General features: G+C 67.0%; 16 protein-coding genes. 7 read left to right on the top strand and 9 right to left on the bottom strand.

Going from position 1 to position 16,546, the window contains the following annotated elements; all coding sequences use genetic code 11:
• Positions 1 to 2 precede the first annotated feature (2 nt).
• The 4 genes from ACIHA7_RS28335 to ACIHA7_RS28320 all read right to left on the bottom strand — a co-directional run bounded on the left by ACIHA7_RS28335 (position 3) and on the right by ACIHA7_RS28320 (position 3,102).
• Positions 3 to 854 carry an MlaE family ABC transporter permease gene (locus tag ACIHA7_RS28335; RefSeq protein ID WP_397293988.1) on the bottom strand — a complete coding sequence of 284 codons (852 nt, stop codon included), beginning with the start codon at positions 852 to 854 and terminating at the stop codon, positions 3 to 5.
• A gap of 4 nt (positions 855 to 858) precedes the next feature.
• Positions 859 to 1,623, bottom strand: coding sequence for an ABC transporter permease (locus ACIHA7_RS28330; protein WP_107653933.1), 765 nt, complete (start codon positions 1,621 to 1,623; stop codon positions 859 to 861).
• A 342-nt stretch (positions 1,624 to 1,965) separates the two neighbouring features.
• A complete protein-coding gene (locus ACIHA7_RS28325; protein WP_397293987.1) occupies positions 1,966 to 2,868 on the bottom strand; it encodes a 3-oxoacyl-ACP reductase in 903 nt (300 codons plus the stop codon).
• Between the two features lie 45 nt (positions 2,869 to 2,913).
• Positions 2,914 to 3,102, bottom strand: a complete 189-nt coding sequence (locus ACIHA7_RS28320; protein ID WP_397293986.1) for a ferredoxin — start codon at positions 3,100 to 3,102, stop codon at positions 2,914 to 2,916.
• Between the two features lie 156 nt (positions 3,103 to 3,258).
• Between ACIHA7_RS28320 and ACIHA7_RS28315 the strand changes: the two genes are divergently transcribed.
• From ACIHA7_RS28315 to ACIHA7_RS28305, 3 genes are all read left to right on the top strand, one after another.
• Positions 3,259 to 4,452: an acyl-CoA dehydrogenase family protein gene (locus tag ACIHA7_RS28315; RefSeq protein ID WP_397293985.1), complete on the top strand. Its 1,194-nt coding sequence runs from the start codon at positions 3,259 to 3,261 to the stop codon at positions 4,450 to 4,452.
• A 98-nt stretch (positions 4,453 to 4,550) separates the two neighbouring features.
• Positions 4,551 to 5,648, top strand: a complete 1,098-nt coding sequence (locus tag ACIHA7_RS28310) for an acyl-CoA dehydrogenase family protein (protein WP_397293984.1) — start codon at positions 4,551 to 4,553, stop codon at positions 5,646 to 5,648.
• 281 nt (positions 5,649 to 5,929) lie between these two features.
• Entirely contained in the window at positions 5,930 to 6,364 is a 435-nt protein-coding gene (locus ACIHA7_RS28305; protein ID WP_397293983.1) for a hypothetical protein, read from the top strand.
• 79 nt (positions 6,365 to 6,443) lie between these two features.
• Here the strand turns inward: ACIHA7_RS28305 and ACIHA7_RS28300 are convergent, their stop codons facing one another.
• Positions 6,444 to 7,031, bottom strand: coding sequence for a TetR family transcriptional regulator (locus ACIHA7_RS28300; protein WP_397293982.1), 588 nt, complete (start codon positions 7,029 to 7,031; stop codon positions 6,444 to 6,446).
• A gap of 100 nt (positions 7,032 to 7,131) precedes the next feature.
• Between ACIHA7_RS28300 and ACIHA7_RS28295 the strand changes: the two genes are divergently transcribed.
• On the top strand, positions 7,132 to 8,313 hold the full coding sequence (locus ACIHA7_RS28295; RefSeq protein ID WP_397293981.1) for an FAD-dependent monooxygenase: 1,182 nt from the start codon (positions 7,132 to 7,134) through the stop codon (positions 8,311 to 8,313).
• A 122-nt stretch (positions 8,314 to 8,435) separates the two neighbouring features.
• Here the strand turns inward: ACIHA7_RS28295 and ACIHA7_RS28290 are convergent, their stop codons facing one another.
• Positions 8,436 to 10,088 carry an acyl-CoA synthetase gene (locus ACIHA7_RS28290; RefSeq protein WP_397293980.1) on the bottom strand — a complete coding sequence of 551 codons (1,653 nt, stop codon included), beginning with the start codon at positions 10,086 to 10,088 and terminating at the stop codon, positions 8,436 to 8,438.
• A 59-nt stretch (positions 10,089 to 10,147) separates the two neighbouring features.
• Here ACIHA7_RS28290 and ACIHA7_RS28285 point away from each other — a divergent pair, with 59 nt between their 5' ends.
• Positions 10,148 to 10,930 carry a crotonase/enoyl-CoA hydratase family protein gene (locus ACIHA7_RS28285; protein WP_397293979.1) on the top strand — a complete coding sequence of 261 codons (783 nt, stop codon included), beginning with the start codon at positions 10,148 to 10,150 and terminating at the stop codon, positions 10,928 to 10,930.
• A 49-nt stretch (positions 10,931 to 10,979) separates the two neighbouring features.
• Here ACIHA7_RS28285 and ACIHA7_RS28280 read toward each other — a convergent pair whose 3' ends face one another.
• On the bottom strand, positions 10,980 to 11,396 hold the full coding sequence (locus tag ACIHA7_RS28280) for a VOC family protein (RefSeq protein ID WP_397293978.1): 417 nt from the start codon (positions 11,394 to 11,396) through the stop codon (positions 10,980 to 10,982).
• Positions 11,397 to 11,587: 191 nt separating this feature from the next.
• On the opposite strand from ACIHA7_RS28280, the gene ACIHA7_RS28275 reads away from it, so the two are divergent.
• Positions 11,588 to 12,586, top strand: coding sequence for a sigma-70 family RNA polymerase sigma factor (locus ACIHA7_RS28275; protein WP_397293977.1), 999 nt, complete (start codon positions 11,588 to 11,590; stop codon positions 12,584 to 12,586).
• A gap of 181 nt (positions 12,587 to 12,767) precedes the next feature.
• On the opposite strand, the gene ACIHA7_RS28270 is transcribed toward ACIHA7_RS28275, so the two are convergent.
• Positions 12,768 to 14,324 (bottom strand): acyl-CoA synthetase, encoded by a 1,557-nt coding sequence (locus ACIHA7_RS28270; RefSeq protein ID WP_397293976.1) that lies wholly within the window; start codon positions 14,322 to 14,324, stop codon positions 12,768 to 12,770.
• Positions 14,325 to 14,346: 22 nt separating this feature from the next.
• Positions 14,347 to 15,384 (bottom strand): LLM class F420-dependent oxidoreductase, encoded by a 1,038-nt coding sequence (locus ACIHA7_RS28265; protein ID WP_397293975.1) that lies wholly within the window; start codon positions 15,382 to 15,384, stop codon positions 14,347 to 14,349.
• A gap of 173 nt (positions 15,385 to 15,557) precedes the next feature.
• On the opposite strand from ACIHA7_RS28265, the gene ACIHA7_RS28260 reads away from it, so the two are divergent.
• Entirely contained in the window at positions 15,558 to 16,544 is a 987-nt protein-coding gene (locus ACIHA7_RS28260) for a Zn-ribbon domain-containing OB-fold protein (protein WP_397293974.1), read from the top strand.
• The last annotated feature ends 2 nt before the right edge of the window (positions 16,545 to 16,546 follow it).

Below are 16,546 nucleotides of genomic sequence, written 5' to 3'. Positions count from 1 at the left end.
CTTTACCCGGAGAGATGAAAGTTGCCGGAGGTGCCGTAGATGGCCAGCGAGATCAGCAGGGTCACCGTGACCACCGCGACCAGCGAGGCCCGCACCGCATTGCCGACCGCGACGCCGACGCCGACCGGTCCGCCCGCGGCATTGAAGCCGTAATAGGTGTGGATCAACATGACCGCCAGCGCCATGAAGATCGCCTGGGCGAACGACCAGAGAATGTCGCTCGGGATCAGGAAGGTGGAGAAGTAGTGGTCGTACACGCCGGCCGACTGGCCGTAGATGACCACCGTCGCGAACCGGCTGGCCAGGAACGACGCGATCACCGCCAGCGCGTAGAGCGGCACGATCGCGATCATCCCGGCGAGCACCCTGGTGCCGACCAGATAGGGCACCGGCCGGATCGCCATCGACTCCAGCGCGTCGATCTCCTCGGCCACCCGCATCGCGCCCAGCTGCGCGGTCGAGCCTGCGCCGATGGTGGCGGCCAGGCCGATGCCGGAGATCACCGGCGCCGCGATGCGGACATTGATGAAGGCCGCGAAGAAGCCGGTGAGCGCCTCGACGCCGATATTGCCGAGCGAGCTGTAACCCTGCACGGCGATGGTGCCGCCGGCGAACAGCGTAAGGAAGCCGACGATCACCACGGTGCCGCCGATCACCGCCAAAGCGCCGCTGCCCATACTGATTTCGGCGATGAGCCGAATGGTTTCGGTCCGATAGTGCGTCAAGGCACGCGGAATAGCGCCCAGGGCCTGTGCGAAGAACACAGCCTGTTTACCGACTGAATCGAGCGAGTCCGACATCCGACGCACTCGTCGCACGGTACGCGGGAAGCGGGATTCGATCACGAAGGCCATGCGGTCACCGCGCCGTGAACTTGATACCAACGGCGGTGACCACCACGTTCACTACGAACAAGGCCATAAAGGCGAAGACGACGGTCTGATTCACCGCATCACCGACACTCTTGGGACCACCTTTGACATTCAGACCCAGATAACAGGCCACCAGCCCGGCGATCAGCCCGAACAATCCGGCCTTCACCTCCGAGATGACCAATTCGGGCAAATGGGTCAGCAGCGTGATGCCGTTGACGAACGCGCCCGGGTTCACATCCTGCAGAAAGACCGAGAACAGAAATCCGCCGACGATACCGATGGTGCACACCAAACTGTTGAGCATCAGCGCGACGAACATCGACGCGAGCACCCTCGGCACCACCAGTCGTTGCACCGGATTGATGCCGAGCACCCGCATCGCGTCGATTTCCTCGCGAATCGTGCGGGCGCCCAGGTCAGCACAGATGGCGGTGGCGCCCGCGCCCGCGACGATCAGCACGGTGACGATCGGCCCGACCTGAGTGACCGCGCCGAAAGCCGCGCCTGCGCCGCTGAGATCGGCCGCGCCGATCTCGCGCAACAAGATGTTCAGGGTGAAGCTCACCAATACGGTGAATGGAATCGCGACCAACAGCGTGGGCACGATCGAGACGCGGGCGATGAACCAGGACTGGTCGATGAACTCGCGCCATTGAAATGGCCTGCGCACACTGGCTCGCGCTACTTCGGCCGTCAGTTCGAAGAACCCGCCGACTGCCCGCAATGGCACAGCAAGGACCTCGTTCATCTATGAACCTCCTTGCTCAGAACCTGCGTACGCCCACACGGCACGATTCTTCACCGAGGCCGCACCGCCTCCACGATTAGAACACGTTCACTACGCTGCCGGTAGATGTTTGCCACTTTTGAACTGCACTTTTTCTTTGCATCGGCATATGAATTTGGAACGAGTGTCAGGAGATTGATCCCACCTTTGTGCGGTGGCCCACGTCTCGACCCCCAATATCTACCAACTGCCCGACCGCTGATCAACAGTTGGACGGCTGATCAGCAGTTTATTGTCAGCGGGGCTTGCGGAAGCCGATCCCCGCTGCGCTTGTTTCACCGTGTCGGATCCACCGCACAGAACTCAGTCGAGATCCAGCAGGGTAGAGGCCGAGAAAGTCTGCCCCACAGGGCGTTCGGCGAAATAGCCGCCGAGTGCGCCGGCCAGGTCGCCGACCGACCAGGCGCCACCGGTCGCGTCGAACCGCTGCTCGACGACGGGGGCCGCCATGAGCGCCACCATGGCGCCGTAGACCACGAACAGCTGACCGTTCACCGCGTCGGCGGCGGGCGAGGCGAGGTAGGCGACCAACCTGGCCACATGGTCGGGCGAGAGCGGGTCCACCTCACCTTCCGGTGCCGCGCTGAACACGGCCTCGGTCATCGCAGTCCGCGCGCGGGGCGCGATCGCGTTGGCGCGCACGCCATATCGGGACAGCGCCCGCGCGGCCGAGAGCGTGAGCGCGGTGATGCCCGCCTTGGCGGCGCCGTAGTTGGCCTGCCCCTCGGGTCCGAGCAGCCCCGCCTCGGAGGAGGTGTTGATCAACCGGCCGTAGACCGGCGCACCCGCCGCCTTGGACTTGCCACGCCAGTACGTCGCGGCATTGCGGGACAACAGGAAGTGGCCGCGCAGATGGACCGCGACGACGGCGTCGAAGTCCTCGTCGGTCATGTTGAACAGCATGCGGTCCCTGGTGATGCCCGCGTTGTTCACCACGATGTCGACGCTGCCGAAGGCCTCTTCCGCGGTACGGATCAAGGCGTCGGCGGTGGCACGTTCGGCGATGCTGCCCGCGACGAACTCGGCTTTGGCGCCGAGTGCGCGGATCTCGGCGAGCGTGTCGGACACCGCATCCGATTCCGACAGGTCGTTGACCACCACCGAGGCACCCGCCCCGGCCAGCGCGAGCGCCTCGGCCCGCCCCAACCCGGCACCCGCACCGGTAACGATCGCGACCCGGCCCGCAAGACTCACATCATCAACCACGAGCCCGACCCTAGAACGTGTTCCATTCTATGGCAAGGGTCGGTCTCACTGGAGCCGCAAGGCCGCTTTCGGGCACTGCGCCACCGCGTCCTCGACGTCGGCCAGCCGGTCGGCCGCAACGTCGGCTTGCAGGATGTGCAACTGGTCCTCGTCATCGAGTTCGAACACGTCGGGGGCGATTCCGACACAGATTCCGTTCGCTTCACACTGATCCAGATCGACGCTGACCTTCATGAGAACTCCTTTACCGCGATCCTTGCCGAAGCCTAACAAGCCGACGCCGCCGCAGGTGGCGCCATCGGTCCGATTCACCCCCAATACTGGAACATGTTTCAGTGCATATGCAATGATCGGTGCAACCCACATCGACGAAGGCCTGAGGTATTTGCCATGCGCATTGCGTACACGCCGCAGCAGGAGGAGTTACGCGCGGAGCTGCGCGACTACTTCGCGCGACTCATCACCCCCGAGCGGCGGGCAGCGCTCAGCGCGCAGACCGGCGAGTACGGCCAGGGCAACGTCTACCGCGAGGTCGTGCGGGAGATGGGCCGCGACGGCTGGCTCACCCTGGCCTGGCCGAAGGAGTTCGGCGGCCAGGACCGGCCGACGATGGACCAGCTGATCTTCACCGACGAGGCGGCGATCGCCGGCGCGCCGGTGCCGTTCCTGACCATCAACTCGGTCGCGCCGACGATCATGCACTACGGCAGCGAGGAGCAGAAGCGCTTCTTCCTGCCCAAAATCGCCGCGGGCGAGCTGCACTTCGCCATCGGCTACTCCGAGCCCGGCGCGGGCACCGACCTGGCCAGCCTGCGCACCAGCGCGGTGCGCGACGGCGACGACTACGTGATCAACGGCCAGAAGATGTGGACAAGTCTGATCGCGTACGCCGACTACGTCTGGCTCGCCGTGCGCACCGATCCGAATGTGAAGAAGCACAAGGGCATCAGCATGCTCATCGTGCCGACCACTGCGGAGGGCTTCTCCTGGACCCCGGTGCACACCATGGCGGGGCCGGACACCAGCGCGACCTACTACCAGGACGTGCGGGTGCCCGCGAGCGCCCTGGTCGGCCAGGAAAACGGCGGCTGGGCGCTGATCACCAACCAGCTCAACCACGAGCGCGTCGCGCTCACCTCGGCGGGACCACTCGGACTCGCCGTGCGTCAGACGGTCGAGTGGGCGCGCAACACCAAGGCGGCCAACGGTTCCCGCGTCATCGACCAGGAGTGGGTGCAGCTCAACCTCGCGCGCGTGCACGCCAAGGTCGAGTATCTGAAGCTGTTGAACTGGGAGATCGCCAGCCGAGCCGACGCGGGCGGTGACGCGGCGCCTCGGCCGTGGGACGCCTCCACCTGCAAGGTGTACGGCACCGAACTGGCCACCGAGGCGTACCGGTTGCTGATGGAAGTCCTCGGCCCGCAGGCCTATCTGCGCCAGGACTCCCCCGGCGCCGAGCTGCGCGGTCGCCTGGAGCGGATGCACCGGGCCGCGCTGATCCTCACCTTCGGCGGCGGCACCAACGAGGTGCAGCGTGACATCATCGCGATGACCGCCCTCAAGCAGCCCGCCGCGGCGCGCTGAGCTGTGTTCGATGGGTGGCGCTCCCGGGGCCCTGCGTGGTTACGCAGGCTACCTCCTCCGGGCCCGTCGCTCGCACCACCAGAAAGCAGGTAGCAGACATGGATTTCACCCCCACCGAAGCCCAGCTCGACCTGGCCCGGTTGACCGGCGAGGTGTGCGGCAAGCTCGTCACCGCCGACCGGCTGCGCGAACTCGACACCGCGGCCGAACGATTCGACGAGGCGCTCTGGGGCTCGCTGGCCGAGACCGGTGTGCTCGCGGCGGCGCTGCCCGAGGCGGTCGGCGGCAACGACTTCGGCGTGCTCGAGCAGACCGCCGTCCTGCGTGAGCTCGGCAAGCACGTCGCGGCGGTGCCGTATCTGTGGTCGATCGTGGTCGGCGCGGGTGCGCTCGGACGTTTCGGCGATGCGGCGCAACAAGATCTGGCGACCCGGGCCGGCGCGGGCCGGGTCATCCTGACCGCCGCGCTCGCCGAGGAACACAACTGGGAGCCGGCCAAGCCGACGACCACCGCCGTCGAGGCGGACGGCGGCTGGCGGCTCACCGGGGCCAAGACCACCGTGCCCTTCGCCGACCGTGCCGACCGAATCCTGGTTCCCGCCACCGTGTCCGGTACGCCCGCGGTGTTCCTGGTCGATCCGTCGGCGGCGACGGTCACCGCACAGCAGGTGGTCGACCGCTCGCCCGAGTACTCGGTCGAATTGGCCGACACACCAGCCGAATTGATCGGCACCGTCGAGAACGGCGCGCAGATCCTGGACTGGATGCTCATCCGCGCCTGGCTCGGCCTCAGCGCCCTGCAACTCGGCACCCTGGAACGCGCACTCGACCTGGTCGCCGAATACGCCCGCGAGCGGGAACAATTCGGCAAGGCCGTCGGCAGTTTCCAAGCCGTGGCGCAGCGCCTCGCCGACGCCTACATCGACGTCCAGGGGCTACGCCTCGCCGTCACCCAGGCCGCCTGGCAGCTCTCCGAGGACCTGCCGAGCGCCGAGGCCGTGCACACCGCCAAGTTCTGGGCGGCCGACGCGGGCCACCGGGTGGCGCACACCGTCGTGCACGTGCACGGCGGCGTCGGTATCGACCGCGACCACATCGTGCACAACTACTTCACCGCAGCCAAGCACCATGAGTTCGCCTTGGGCGGGGGTACCGATCACCTGCGCGCCCTCGGGGCGCACTTGGCCGCCTCCTGATCGGGCGTGAACCCCTTCGGCCCGCCGACGCGATCGGCGGGCCGAATTTTTGTACCCATCCAGATCGGCTGGTGCGCCGAATGCCGGTGGGGTGTCGACGTTCGTGGCAGGTCTCCGCCGCGAACAAGGCACCGCTTACCCTTTCCGCTTTCGGCACCGAAGTCCTGGAGGACTCCTTGGCGGCACCACGATCGACACTCGCGGTTTTGGCCGCGACCGTATTCCTGAGCTGTGTGGGCAGTGGCCATGCCCTCGGCGAAGTAGCTCCGAATGGCCAACCGATGGGTAGAACGGCCGCACTCATCGCCCAGGCCGAGGCACGCACCGCCAGCGCCAATGCTCGCGGCGCCTCCGCATTCCAAGCGGTAGCTGTCGTCACCGCCAACGAGCCGGTGACGTACACGCAGGAGGTTCGGCCGGTAGCCGTCGAGGAAATCCAGTTCCGGCCCTCGTTGCCCGGCGCGGTCAAGGCCAGCGCGATTGCCGCCCGCGCGGCCGCTGCCGCCCGCGCGACCGTCGATGAGCTCCCGAACCCGCCCAAGAACGTCCGGCTCACCGCGGCAGCGGCCGAACAAGCCGCGGTGAAGGCCGCGGAGGCACCGGCCGATGTCAAACTCGCGAACCTCGCCGCGTCGGCGGAGAACGCAGCCCTCGAAGCCAGCTCCGCCGCCTTCGGCACCACCGCAACCAAGGTCGAGTGGATCCGGACCGGGTAGCCCCTGCGCAGTCCCGAATCCAGTCCCGCCCAAACGAATCGACCCGTCGGACGCACCGACGGGTCGATTCGCTATCCGCCTATTGGTTTTTCGCCGACGTGAGGTAGCGCTGCAGGGTGGGGGCGATTTCGGCGATCAGTTCGTCTCGGGTGCAGGCGACGACCGGGGGGATGCGCAGCACGTAGCGGCAGAGGGCCAGGCCGAGGAGTTGGGTGACCACGAGGCCGCCGCGACGGGGGGCGTCGGTGGGGTCGCCGAAGCGCAGGACGGCGGGCAGCACCTGCTTGGCGAAGACATCGCGGAAGCGTTCGGTGACTGCGTCGTCGGTGACGGCCGAACGCAACAGAGTCAGCAGCACTTCGTTGCCGGGCGGCTCTTCCCAGAGGGCAAGGAAGCGGCGCACCAGTAGTTCGCCGAGCGCGTCCGGGTCGGCGGCGGCCAGGTCGGGTAGGGCCAGATCGATGTCGACGGCGGCGGCGAACAGGCCGTCCTTGCTGCCGAAGTAGCGCATGACCATGGACGGGTCGATGGCCGCGTCCGCCGCGATGGCACGGATGGTCGCCTTGCCGTAGCCCTCCGCGGCGAATCGGGCGCGGGCGGCGTCGAGGATCGCCGCGCGGGTCGCGTCGGAGCGGCGTGCTGGCGGTTGATCAGGCCCGGTCGTCATGCCAACAAGTGTAGGCCAACAACTGTTGACTTACGAAACTCGACGGCTTACGGTTATGCCAACAAGCGTTGGCCCACAGATGTTGACTTCAGGAGTTCTCATGATCACCACCCCGCTGCCGGACACCACCTCCGTCCTGATCGTCGGCGCGGGGCCCGCCGGGCTCACCGCGGCGATCACCTTGGCCGACGCGGGCGTCGACTTCGTCCTGCTCGATCGGCTTGCCGAGGGTGCCAACACTTCTCGCGCCGCCGTGGTCCATGCCAGGACCCTCGAGGTGCTGAACGAGCTCGGCATCGCCGAGGAGCTCATCGCGAAAGGCATTGTGGTGCCGCGATTCACCGTGCACGACGGCGCTCGCACGCTGGCGACCATCCGGTTCGACGGGCTCCCCACGCCGTACCCCTACACCCTGATGACGCCGCAGGACACCACCGAGGCGGTGCTGCTCGCCCGGCTGCGCAAGGCGGGCGGCGATGTGCGGCGGCCGTACCAGGTCACCCGTCTGGTGAACGAAAACGATGGCGTGACTGTCGAATACACCGATGGCGACGGCGCTTCCGGCACCCTGCGCGCCGACTACGTCATCGGCGCCGACGGCATGCACAGTGTCGTCCGCGAGCAGGCGGGCATCGAATTCGCCGGCGACACCTATCCGGCATCCTTCGTCCTGGCCGACGTACAGATGGACTGGCCGATCGCCAGGAACGAAGTGGCGCTGCACCTTTCGCCCGAGGGCGTGACAGTCGTCGCACCGCTGCCCGACGCTGCGGAACAGAACCGCTATCGGGTAGTCGCCACCCTCGATGACGCACCCGAACACCCGACCCGCGACGACATCCAAACCGTGCTCGACACCCGCGGCCCCGGCGGCGACATCAAGGTCCGCGAGGTGCTGTGGAGCTCGCGCTTCCGCGTGCACCACCGCGTCGCCGCCCACTACCGCGCGGGCCGAATCCTGCTCGCAGGCGACGCCGCCCACGTGCACAGCCCCGCAGGCGGCCAAGGCATGAACACCGGCATCCAAGACGCCGCCACCCTCGGCCCCCTCCTCACCCGAGTCCTCGCCGGCGAACCCGACACCCTGCTCGACACCTACGAAACCACCCGCCGCCCGATAGCCCTCGGCGTCGTAGCCTTCACCGACCGAATGACCCGCATGGCCACCCTCCACCCCCGCCCCGCCCGCGCCCTCCGCAACCTCGCCATATCCACCCTCACCCGCATCCCAGCCTTCCGCACCGCCCTAGCCCACCGCCTCGCCGAACTCCCCCACCGTTGAACGACTCGCCAGAGCCACGCGAAGACGGACGCTACCGCGCCCATCGCGGGGGGTAGTCGAACCAGTCTCCGACCGACAAAGGGCCGCTGCGTGATTCGCAGCGGCCCTTCGGGTACGCGGTTTTACTTGCTGCTTGCCTCGGCGTGCTCGTCGGCGGGGCGGGACTCGGTTTGGGACTTGGCCCAGCGGTAGTCGGGTTTGCCTGCGGGGGAACGCTTGATTTCGTCTACGAACCAGAGGCTGCGGGGGAGTTTGTAGGGGGCGATCTCTTTGGTCAGGAAGGGGCGTAGTTCTTCGATGGTCGGGCGGTTTTCGCTGCGGCATTGCACGACCGCGACCACGCGCTGGCCCCAGCGCTGGTCTTCTACGCCGACGACGAGGGCGTCGAAGATTTCCGGGTGCGTTTTGAGGGCGCCTTCGACCTCTTCGGGGTAGATCTTCTCGCCGCCGCTGTTGATGCTGACCGAGCCGCGGCCGAGCATGGTGACCGTGCCGTCTTCCTCGACCCTGGCGAAGTCGCCGGGGATGGCGTAGCGAACCCCGTTGAACACCTTGAAGGTTGCCGCGCTCTTGGCTTCGTCCTTGTAGTAGCCGAGCGGGATGTGCCCGCTGCGGGCGAGGAGTCCGACCTGGCCGGAGCCGGGCTCGACCGGGTTGCCTTCCTCGTCGAGCACCTGGGTGGAGGCATCGATCTTCACCCGAGGTCCGCCGGTGTGGTTGACGCCCTTGGCGACGATCGACAGGCCGCCGAAACCCGTCTCGGAGGAGCCGATGGAGTCCGAGATCAGCCGGTTCGGCAGCAGCTCGACGAACTGGTCCTTGAGCGCGGGTGAGAACAGCGCGGCACTGCTCGCCATCACGTAGAGGCTCGAAAGATCGTAGGGCTGACCGGTTTCCGGGTTGCCCTCGATGAGCGCGTCCAGCATCGGCCGCGCCATGGCGTCGCCGGTGATGAAGATGAGGTTGATCTTGTGGCGGTCGATCGCCTGCCACACCCCGTGCCCGCTGAACTCGGGCAGCATCACGGCTTTACCGCCGTCGAACAGGCTGTGGAAGGTGGCGGTCTGCGAGCCACCGTGGATCATCGGCGGGATCGGGAACCGCACCAGCTGCGGGTTGTTGGCCGCACCGGTCTTGGACTGCTGCCATTCGTCCTCGATGGGTTCGCCGGTGATGAAGTTGATGCCGCCGCCGAGCACCCGCCACCAGTCCTCGTGCCGCCACATCACCCCCTTGGGCAGTCCGGTGGTGCCGCCGGTGTAGAGCATGAAGATGTCGTCGGGCGAGCGTGGACCGAAGTCCCGCGCACCGGACGAGGCGGCCAGCGCGGTCTCGTATTCGACGGAATCCGCTGCGGTCGCGATGGTGCCGGTCGTATCGTCGTCGACGACGAGAACCGTCTTCAGCAGCGGGGTATTCGGCCGGACCCCGGCCACCCGGTCGCTGTAGCGGCGCTCGTGGATCAACGCGACCATGTCCGAATTTTCGAAGATATATTGCAACTCGTTCTCGACGTATCGGAAGTTCACGTTGATCATCACCGCCCGCGCCTTGAACACCGCGACCATCGCCTCGACGGCCTCGATCGTGTTGCGCGAGTAGATGCCGACCTTGTCCCCCGGCTGAACACCGTGTTCGAGCAGGTAGTGAGCCAACTTGTTGGCGCGCTCCTCCAGCTGTGCGTAGGTCACCTCGCGCCCGTCGTCAGCGAGCGCGACGCGGTCGGGCATCAGGTCGATGGCGTGTTCGACAAGGTCCGCTATGTTGTAGCTCACAGGCTAAAAATAGAACGTGTTACTGTTCCTGGCAAGGCTTGAAAGTCAGGAGATTCGCAATGCCGCACTGCCTTGTTGAGAAACGCGACCATGTCCTCATCGTCACGATGAATCGCCCCGAGGCGCGCAACGCGCTCTCGGCGGAGATGATGGCGATCATGCGCGACGCCTGGGACCAGGTGGACAGCGATCCGGACATCAGGGTGGCCATTCTGACCGGCGCGGGCGGCGCGTTCTGCGCGGGCGCGGACCTCAAGGCGATGACCGCGCAGCACCCCGGCGACTCGTTCGCGGGCGGCGGCTGGGACCTGTCGAAGATCGAGGCGCTGCTCAAGGGCCGCAGGCTCACCAAGCCGCTGATCGCCGCGGTCGAGGGCCCGGCCATCGCGGGCGGCACCGAGATCCTGCAGGGCACCGATATCCGGGTGGCCGGCGAGAGCGCGAAGTTCGGTGTCTCCGAGGCACGCTGGGGTCTGTTCCCGCTCGGCGGCTCCGCGGTGCGCCTGGTGCGCCAGATTCCGTACACCGTCGCCGCGGACATCCTGCTGACCGGCAGGCACGTCACCGCCGCCGAGGCCAAGGAGATCGGGCTGATCGGGCACGTGGTGCCCGACGGTAGCGCGCTGGACAAGGCCCTCGAGCTCGCCGCGCAGATCGCCGCCAACGGCCCGCTGGCCGTGCAGGCCATTTTGCGGACCATCCGGGAGACCGAGGGCATGCCCGAGGAAGAGGCGTTCCACATCGACGCGAAGCTCGGCACGGCCGTGTTCCGCTCGACCGATGCCAAGGAGGGCCCGAAAGCCTTCGCGGAGAAGCGCAAACCGACCTTCACCGGCAGCTGAGACGCCGCCGCCCCGGCACCTTCGGGTACCGGGGCGGCTCAGGTCGGGCTCAATTGCCCGGGTAGTCCATCCAGAACGGCTCCCACTGATGTCCGTCCGGATCGAGGAAGGTGCGGCTGTACATGCCGACCTGCTCCTCCTGCGCGCGCTTGTCCTCGCTGATCTCCTCGGTGCCGCCCGCGCTGAGCGCCGCGGCCGCGAGCGCGTCCACCTCCGCGCTGCTGGTCAGCGCCAATCCGTAAGTGGCGCCGATCTTCTCGGTGGTGTCCGCGACCTGACGCGTGCTGAAGGTGGTGAAGAACTGCCTGGTCAGCAGCATGAGGCAGATATTGTCGTCGATCACGACACAGGCCGCGTTGTCGTCGCTGAACTCCTGGTTGATCTTCCAGCCGAGCGCCTCGTAAAAGTTCTTCGACCGGTTCAGCTCGGCGACGGGTAGGTTGAGAAAAATCATCCGGCTGGTCATGTCACGACACCTTTTCGTAGTCCGCCTGTTTAGTTGCGCAGAAATAAGGACGAGACCCGGCCGCTGAACTCATCGCTCGCCCCCACAGCTGTGACCACCCGCACCCGGCGCGGCGGACGTTGATTTTGCTGGTGCTGGTAGCAAGCTTTCGGGTCTGGGATGTGTCGGTGGGCTGTGGCATGGTGACACCCATGAACGACCCGTCCGGCCACTCCGCCGGCCTCGCTCCCGACGTGCTCGAATCCTTCGAGAAGCACCGCCGGGAATTGTGCGCCTACGCCTACCGCATGCTCGGTTCGTCTTTCGAAGCCGAGGACGCGGTCCAGGAAACCTTCACCCGCGCGTGGAAGTCCTACGACTCGTTCGAGGGACGCGCGAGCCTGCGCTCCTGGCTGTATCGAATCGCCACCAACGTCTGCCTCGACATGCTCGACGGCCCGCAGCGGCGAGCAAGGCCGATGGACCTGTCCGGTCCGTCCCGGCCGGATTCACCACTACCCGCGCCGCAGCCGGACTACGTCTGGATCGAGCCGATCCCGAACGCCCTGGCGTTCGGCGCCGACCCGGCCGATCATGCCTCGGCCAAGGACACGCTGCGACTGGCGTTCGTCGCGGCCTGCCAGCACCTGCCTGCCACCCAGCGCGCGATCCTGATCATGCGTGAGGTGCTGCGGTTCTCCGCCAACGAGACCGCCGAGGCCCTCACCATGTCCCCCGCGTCGGTGAACAGCGCGCTGCAACGCGCCCGGGCCACCATGTCGAAGGTCCAGCCGACCACCACGGACAACTACGACGAGTCCAACGAAGACCAGCGCAAGCTGGTCGACAACTTCGTCAAGGCGTTCGAGGCCTACGACATGGACACCCTCACCACGCTGCTCAAAACCGATGTGGCGCTGTCCATGCCGCCGATCGAGTTCTGGGTCTCCGGCCCCGCGAACGTCGCCGAGTTCATGCTCGGCCACGGCGCAGGCTGCCGCAACTCGCGCCTGGTCCGCCTGGACGGCGCCAACGGCAATCCCGCCTTCGGCCACTACAAGCCGAGCGGCGAGCCAGGCGTGTGGGTGCCGTGGTCGATCACCGTGCTGGAGCTCGACGGCAACGAGGTTGCGGGCATGAGCTTCTTCCTCGACACGGAGAAGCTGTTCCCGCTGTTCGGGCTGGCCCCGGAGTTGCGCGAAGCGGTCTGAACGCCCTGCCCGCCCCCGGAAGGTTTGACAGGCAAGAACGCGCGATGCATCAGGGGGCGGGCGGCGCGAAAGGGTGTGCGGCAAGCAGATACGAATCGAGCAGAGTCATGTGGTCGCTACCCGATCTTGGGTAACAACCACATGACTCTGCCCGTTTCGGGGATGCCGGTGGGCCGGTCCCCTACGACGCGGGCAGGTATCGCTCGCGCAACTTGCGCTTGTACAACTTTCCGTTGGGGTCGCGAGGCAACTCGGGCAGGTAGTCGACCGACTTCGGCATCTTGTACTTCGCCAATTGGGTTGCGGCGAAGGTGAGTAGCTCGGCGGTGAGCTCGTCGGTGCCCTCGACCCCCTCGGCGGGCTGGACAACGGCCTTGACCTCGGCGCCCCAATCCGGGTGCGGGATACCGAATACCGCGACATCGGCGACCTTCGGATGGGTGATCAGGACGTTCTCGATCTCGGCCGGGTAGATGTTCACCCCGCCGGACAGGATCAGGTCGGAGCGGCGGTCGTGCAGGTAGAGGTAACCGTCCTCGTCGAGGTGGCCGATGTCGCCGACGGTGAACAGGTCGCCGACGCGCGAATCCTCGGTCTTGGCCTTGTCGTGGTGGTACTCGAAACTCGAGGCGCCCATCCGCATGTAGACCAGACCCGGCTCACCGGTGGGCACCTCGGAGCCGTCCTCCTCGCTGAGCACCTTGATCACCGACCACGGCCACGCCTTGCCGACCGAACCCGGCTTCTCCAGCCACTCCGTCCCGTTGATCACCGTGCCGCCGCCCTCGGTGGCCGCGTAGTACTCGGTGACCGTCGGGCCCCACCACTCCAGCATCTTCCGCTTGGTCTCCTGCGGGCAGGGGGCGGCACCGTGCACCATGCTGCGCAGCGAGGACACGTCGTATTTGGCGCGCACCTCCTCGGGCAGCGCGAGCAGCCGATGGAACTGGGTGGGCACCATGTGGCTGTGCGTCACCCGGTACTTGTCGATCAGCCGCAGCATCTCCTCGGCGTCCCAGCGATCCATCAGAACGAGCTTGTGCCCCAACTGGATCGAGATGGTCGCGAAGTTCAGCACCGCGGTGTGATAGAGCGGCGACCCGCAGATGTGCACGTGATCGTCGTACGGCGCGAGCCCGAACAGGCCGAAGAACGCATTGGTATGCGGCGGAACGACATCCGGGTCGGCGCCGGTGAGCGGGCGGCGAACGCCCTTGGGGCGTCCGGTGGTTCCGGAGGTGTAGAGCATCGGCGCCCCGGTGCTGCGGTCGGCCGGTCGGCCGGTGTCCGCGGCACCCAGCCAGGCCACCGATTTGAAGCCGTCGATCTCGCCCACCGAGAAGCGCGCCGTAGCAGGCAATTGCGCCTCATCGGCGGCTGCTGTGGCGGTGGCGGCGAAGCGGTCGCTGGCCAGGAACGCCTTGGCCTCGCTGTCCTGCAGGATGTAGGCGACCTCAGGGCCGGTGAGGTGCCAGTTCACCGCGACGATGTACAGGCCGGCCTGGTACGCCGCGAAGTAGGCGGCGATCGCCTCGACGCAGTTGTGCACCATGCTCACCAGCACGTCGCCGGTTTCCAGGCCGAGGCCGCGCAGGCCGGTGGCGTAGCGGTTGGCGAGGGTGGCCAATTCGCGATACGTCACCTCCCGGCCCGCCGGATCGACCATGGCGATCCGATCGGGTTCGGCTTCGGCGATGTTCCACAGACCGAGAATTTTCACTGACTCCTGCGTCGTCATCTTACTGAATCTAGAACGTGTTCTACATATCGACAAGGGGTGCGAGCCGACGTAATTGCGCGACATCGGAGACCGACACCAACATCATGGTGACCCCGGCCGCCGACCAGACCCCGAGTTGCTTACGGACATGCTCCTCGTCGCCGATGATCGCGGTGTCCAGAATCAGCTCGTCCGGCACCGCGGCCGCCGCCTCGGCCTTCTTGCCCGCCTGGAACAGCTTGCCGATCTCGTCGACCTCCCGCTCGTAGCCCATCCGCCGGTAGACCTGCGCGTGGAAATTCTGCTCCGGCGCGCCCATGCCGCCGATGTAGAGCGCCATGATCCAGCGCATCCGCTCGATCTCGCTCGCCGCGTCGTCGGTGATCACGACCTGACAGCTCGCGGCGATCTCGAAGTCCGCGCGCGAACGGCGCGCTCCCGCCCTGGCGAAACCCTCGTCGAGCCAGTCGTTGTACATGTTCGCCAGGCGCGGCGCGTAGTAGATGGCGAGCCAGCCGTCCGCGATCTCGGCGGTCAGCGCCACATTCTTGGGGCCTTCCGCGCCGAGCCAGATCGGCAAATCCGCACGTAACGGGTGCACGATCGGCTTGAGCGGCTTGCCGAGTCCGGTCGAGCCCGGCCCGGCGTAGGGCAGCGGATAGTGCGGCCCGTCATTGGTGACCGGCGCCTGCCGCTCCAGAATGCGCCGGATGATCCCGACGTACTCCCTGGTGCGCTGCAACGGCTTGGCGAACGGCTGCCCGTACCAGCCCTCGACCACCTGCGGGCCGGAGACACCGAGCCCGAGAATCGCCCGGCCGCCGCTCAGATGATCGAGCGTGAGCGCGTGCATCGCGGTCGCGGCGGGGGTGCGAGCCGACATCTGCACCACGGAGGTGCCGAGTCGCACCCGCTCCGTGGACGATCCCCACCAGGTCAGCGGCCCGAAGGCGTCGGAACCCCACGACTCCGCGGCGAATACCGCATCGAACCCGGCGTCCTCGGCGGCGACCACCAACTCCCCCGCGTTCTCCGGCGGCTGCGCCATCCAGTACCCGAGTTGCAATCCGAATTTCATGCTCGACCCTTCCGACCTCACCGGCCGCTCGCACAGCCCGTCACCGACACCGCATCTTGCCAGCAGAATAAGAACCTGTTCTACTCGACATTGTGACTCAGGGGAATACCGCATCCGGCTTAATCGCGGATGAGAGAGGGTCGGAATTGAACACTTCGTCGCGAAGCGACTCCATGAGGGGTGGCGGCCGGGTGGCGGGTGGGCACGCCGCACCTGATGTGCTCAGCGCGCCCCTACGGGTGCGATTCGACTACACCCGGTCCGTGGGACCGACGATCGGCACCTTCTTGACCAAGCTGCGCGACCGCGGGATCGTCGGTGTGCGCGGGTCCGACGGCCGGGTGCTGGTGCCGCCGCCGGAATACGATCCGATCACCGCGGCTCCGCTCACCGAGTTCGTCGACGTCGCCGCGGTCGGCACCGTCGAATCGTGGACCTGGGTGCGCGAACCGCTGCCCGGACAGCCGTTCGACCGGCCGTTCGCCTGGGCGTTGATCCGGCTCGACGGCGCGGACACCGCATTGCTGCACGCCGTCGACGTCGCCGCGCCCGAGGACATGCGGACCGGCATGCGGGTGGCCGTCCGGTGGGCCGCCGAGACCACCGGAACCATCCACGACATCGCCTGTTTCGAGCCGGGCGAAGAGGCCGACACCACGGCGACCAGCGCCGACGGCGAGCCCGTCACCATGCTCACCACCCCCGTCGATCTGGCCTACAAGCACACCGCGTCCCCGCAGGAGACCGTCTATCTGCGCGGATTGGCCGAGGGCAAGCTGCTCGGCGGACGCACCGACGCCGCCGGCAAGGTGTACTTCCCGCCGCGCGGTGCGAACCCGACCGACGGCAGGCCCACCGACGAGGTCGTGGAGCTGCCCGACCGCGGCACGGTCACCACGTTCTGCATCGTGAACGTGCCGTTCCTCGGCCAGCGGATCAAGCCGCCGTACGTCGCGGCCTACGTGCTGCTGGACGGCGCGGACATCCCGGTGCTGCATCTCGTACTCGGTTGCGAGGCAAGCGAAGTGCGGATGGGCATGCGCGTCGAGGCGGTGTGGAAGCCGCGCGAGGAGTGGGGCTACGGACTGGAGAACGTGGACCACTTCCGCCCCACCGGCGAGCCGGATGCCGACTACGAGACCTACAAGCACCACCTCTGAGA

The organism is Nocardia sp. NPDC052316 (genome assembly GCF_044547795.1).
Lineage (GTDB): Bacteria > Actinomycetota > Actinomycetes > Mycobacteriales > Mycobacteriaceae > Nocardia.
This window is presented reverse-complemented; position numbering and strand designations above follow the sequence as displayed.

Coding starts and splice junctions, on each gene's coding strand:
- ACIHA7_RS28335 (WP_397293988.1), bottom strand. CDS start 854: ATGGCCTTCGTGATCGAATCCCGCTTCCCGCGTACCGTGCGACGAGTG.
- ACIHA7_RS28330 (WP_107653933.1), bottom strand. CDS start 1,623: ATGAACGAGGTCCTTGCTGTGCCATTGCGGGCAGTCGGCGGGTTCTTC.
- ACIHA7_RS28320 (WP_397293986.1), bottom strand. CDS start 3,102: ATGAAGGTCAGCGTCGATCTGGATCAGTGTGAAGCGAACGGAATCTGT.
- ACIHA7_RS28315 (WP_397293985.1), top strand. CDS start 3,259: ATGCGCATTGCGTACACGCCGCAGCAGGAGGAGTTACGCGCGGAGCTG.
- ACIHA7_RS28310 (WP_397293984.1), top strand. CDS start 4,551: ATGGATTTCACCCCCACCGAAGCCCAGCTCGACCTGGCCCGGTTGACC.
- ACIHA7_RS28305 (WP_397293983.1), top strand. CDS start 5,930: ATGGGTAGAACGGCCGCACTCATCGCCCAGGCCGAGGCACGCACCGCC.
- ACIHA7_RS28300 (WP_397293982.1), bottom strand. CDS start 7,031: ATGACGACCGGGCCTGATCAACCGCCAGCACGCCGCTCCGACGCGACC.
- ACIHA7_RS28295 (WP_397293981.1), top strand. CDS start 7,132: ATGATCACCACCCCGCTGCCGGACACCACCTCCGTCCTGATCGTCGGC.
- ACIHA7_RS28285 (WP_397293979.1), top strand. CDS start 10,148: ATGCCGCACTGCCTTGTTGAGAAACGCGACCATGTCCTCATCGTCACG.
- ACIHA7_RS28280 (WP_397293978.1), bottom strand. CDS start 11,396: ATGACCAGCCGGATGATTTTTCTCAACCTACCCGTCGCCGAGCTGAAC.
- ACIHA7_RS28275 (WP_397293977.1), top strand. CDS start 11,588: ATGAACGACCCGTCCGGCCACTCCGCCGGCCTCGCTCCCGACGTGCTC.
- ACIHA7_RS28270 (WP_397293976.1), bottom strand. CDS start 14,324: ATGACGACGCAGGAGTCAGTGAAAATTCTCGGTCTGTGGAACATCGCC.
- ACIHA7_RS28265 (WP_397293975.1), bottom strand. CDS start 15,384: ATGAAATTCGGATTGCAACTCGGGTACTGGATGGCGCAGCCGCCGGAG.
- ACIHA7_RS28260 (WP_397293974.1), top strand. CDS start 15,558: ATGAGGGGTGGCGGCCGGGTGGCGGGTGGGCACGCCGCACCTGATGTG.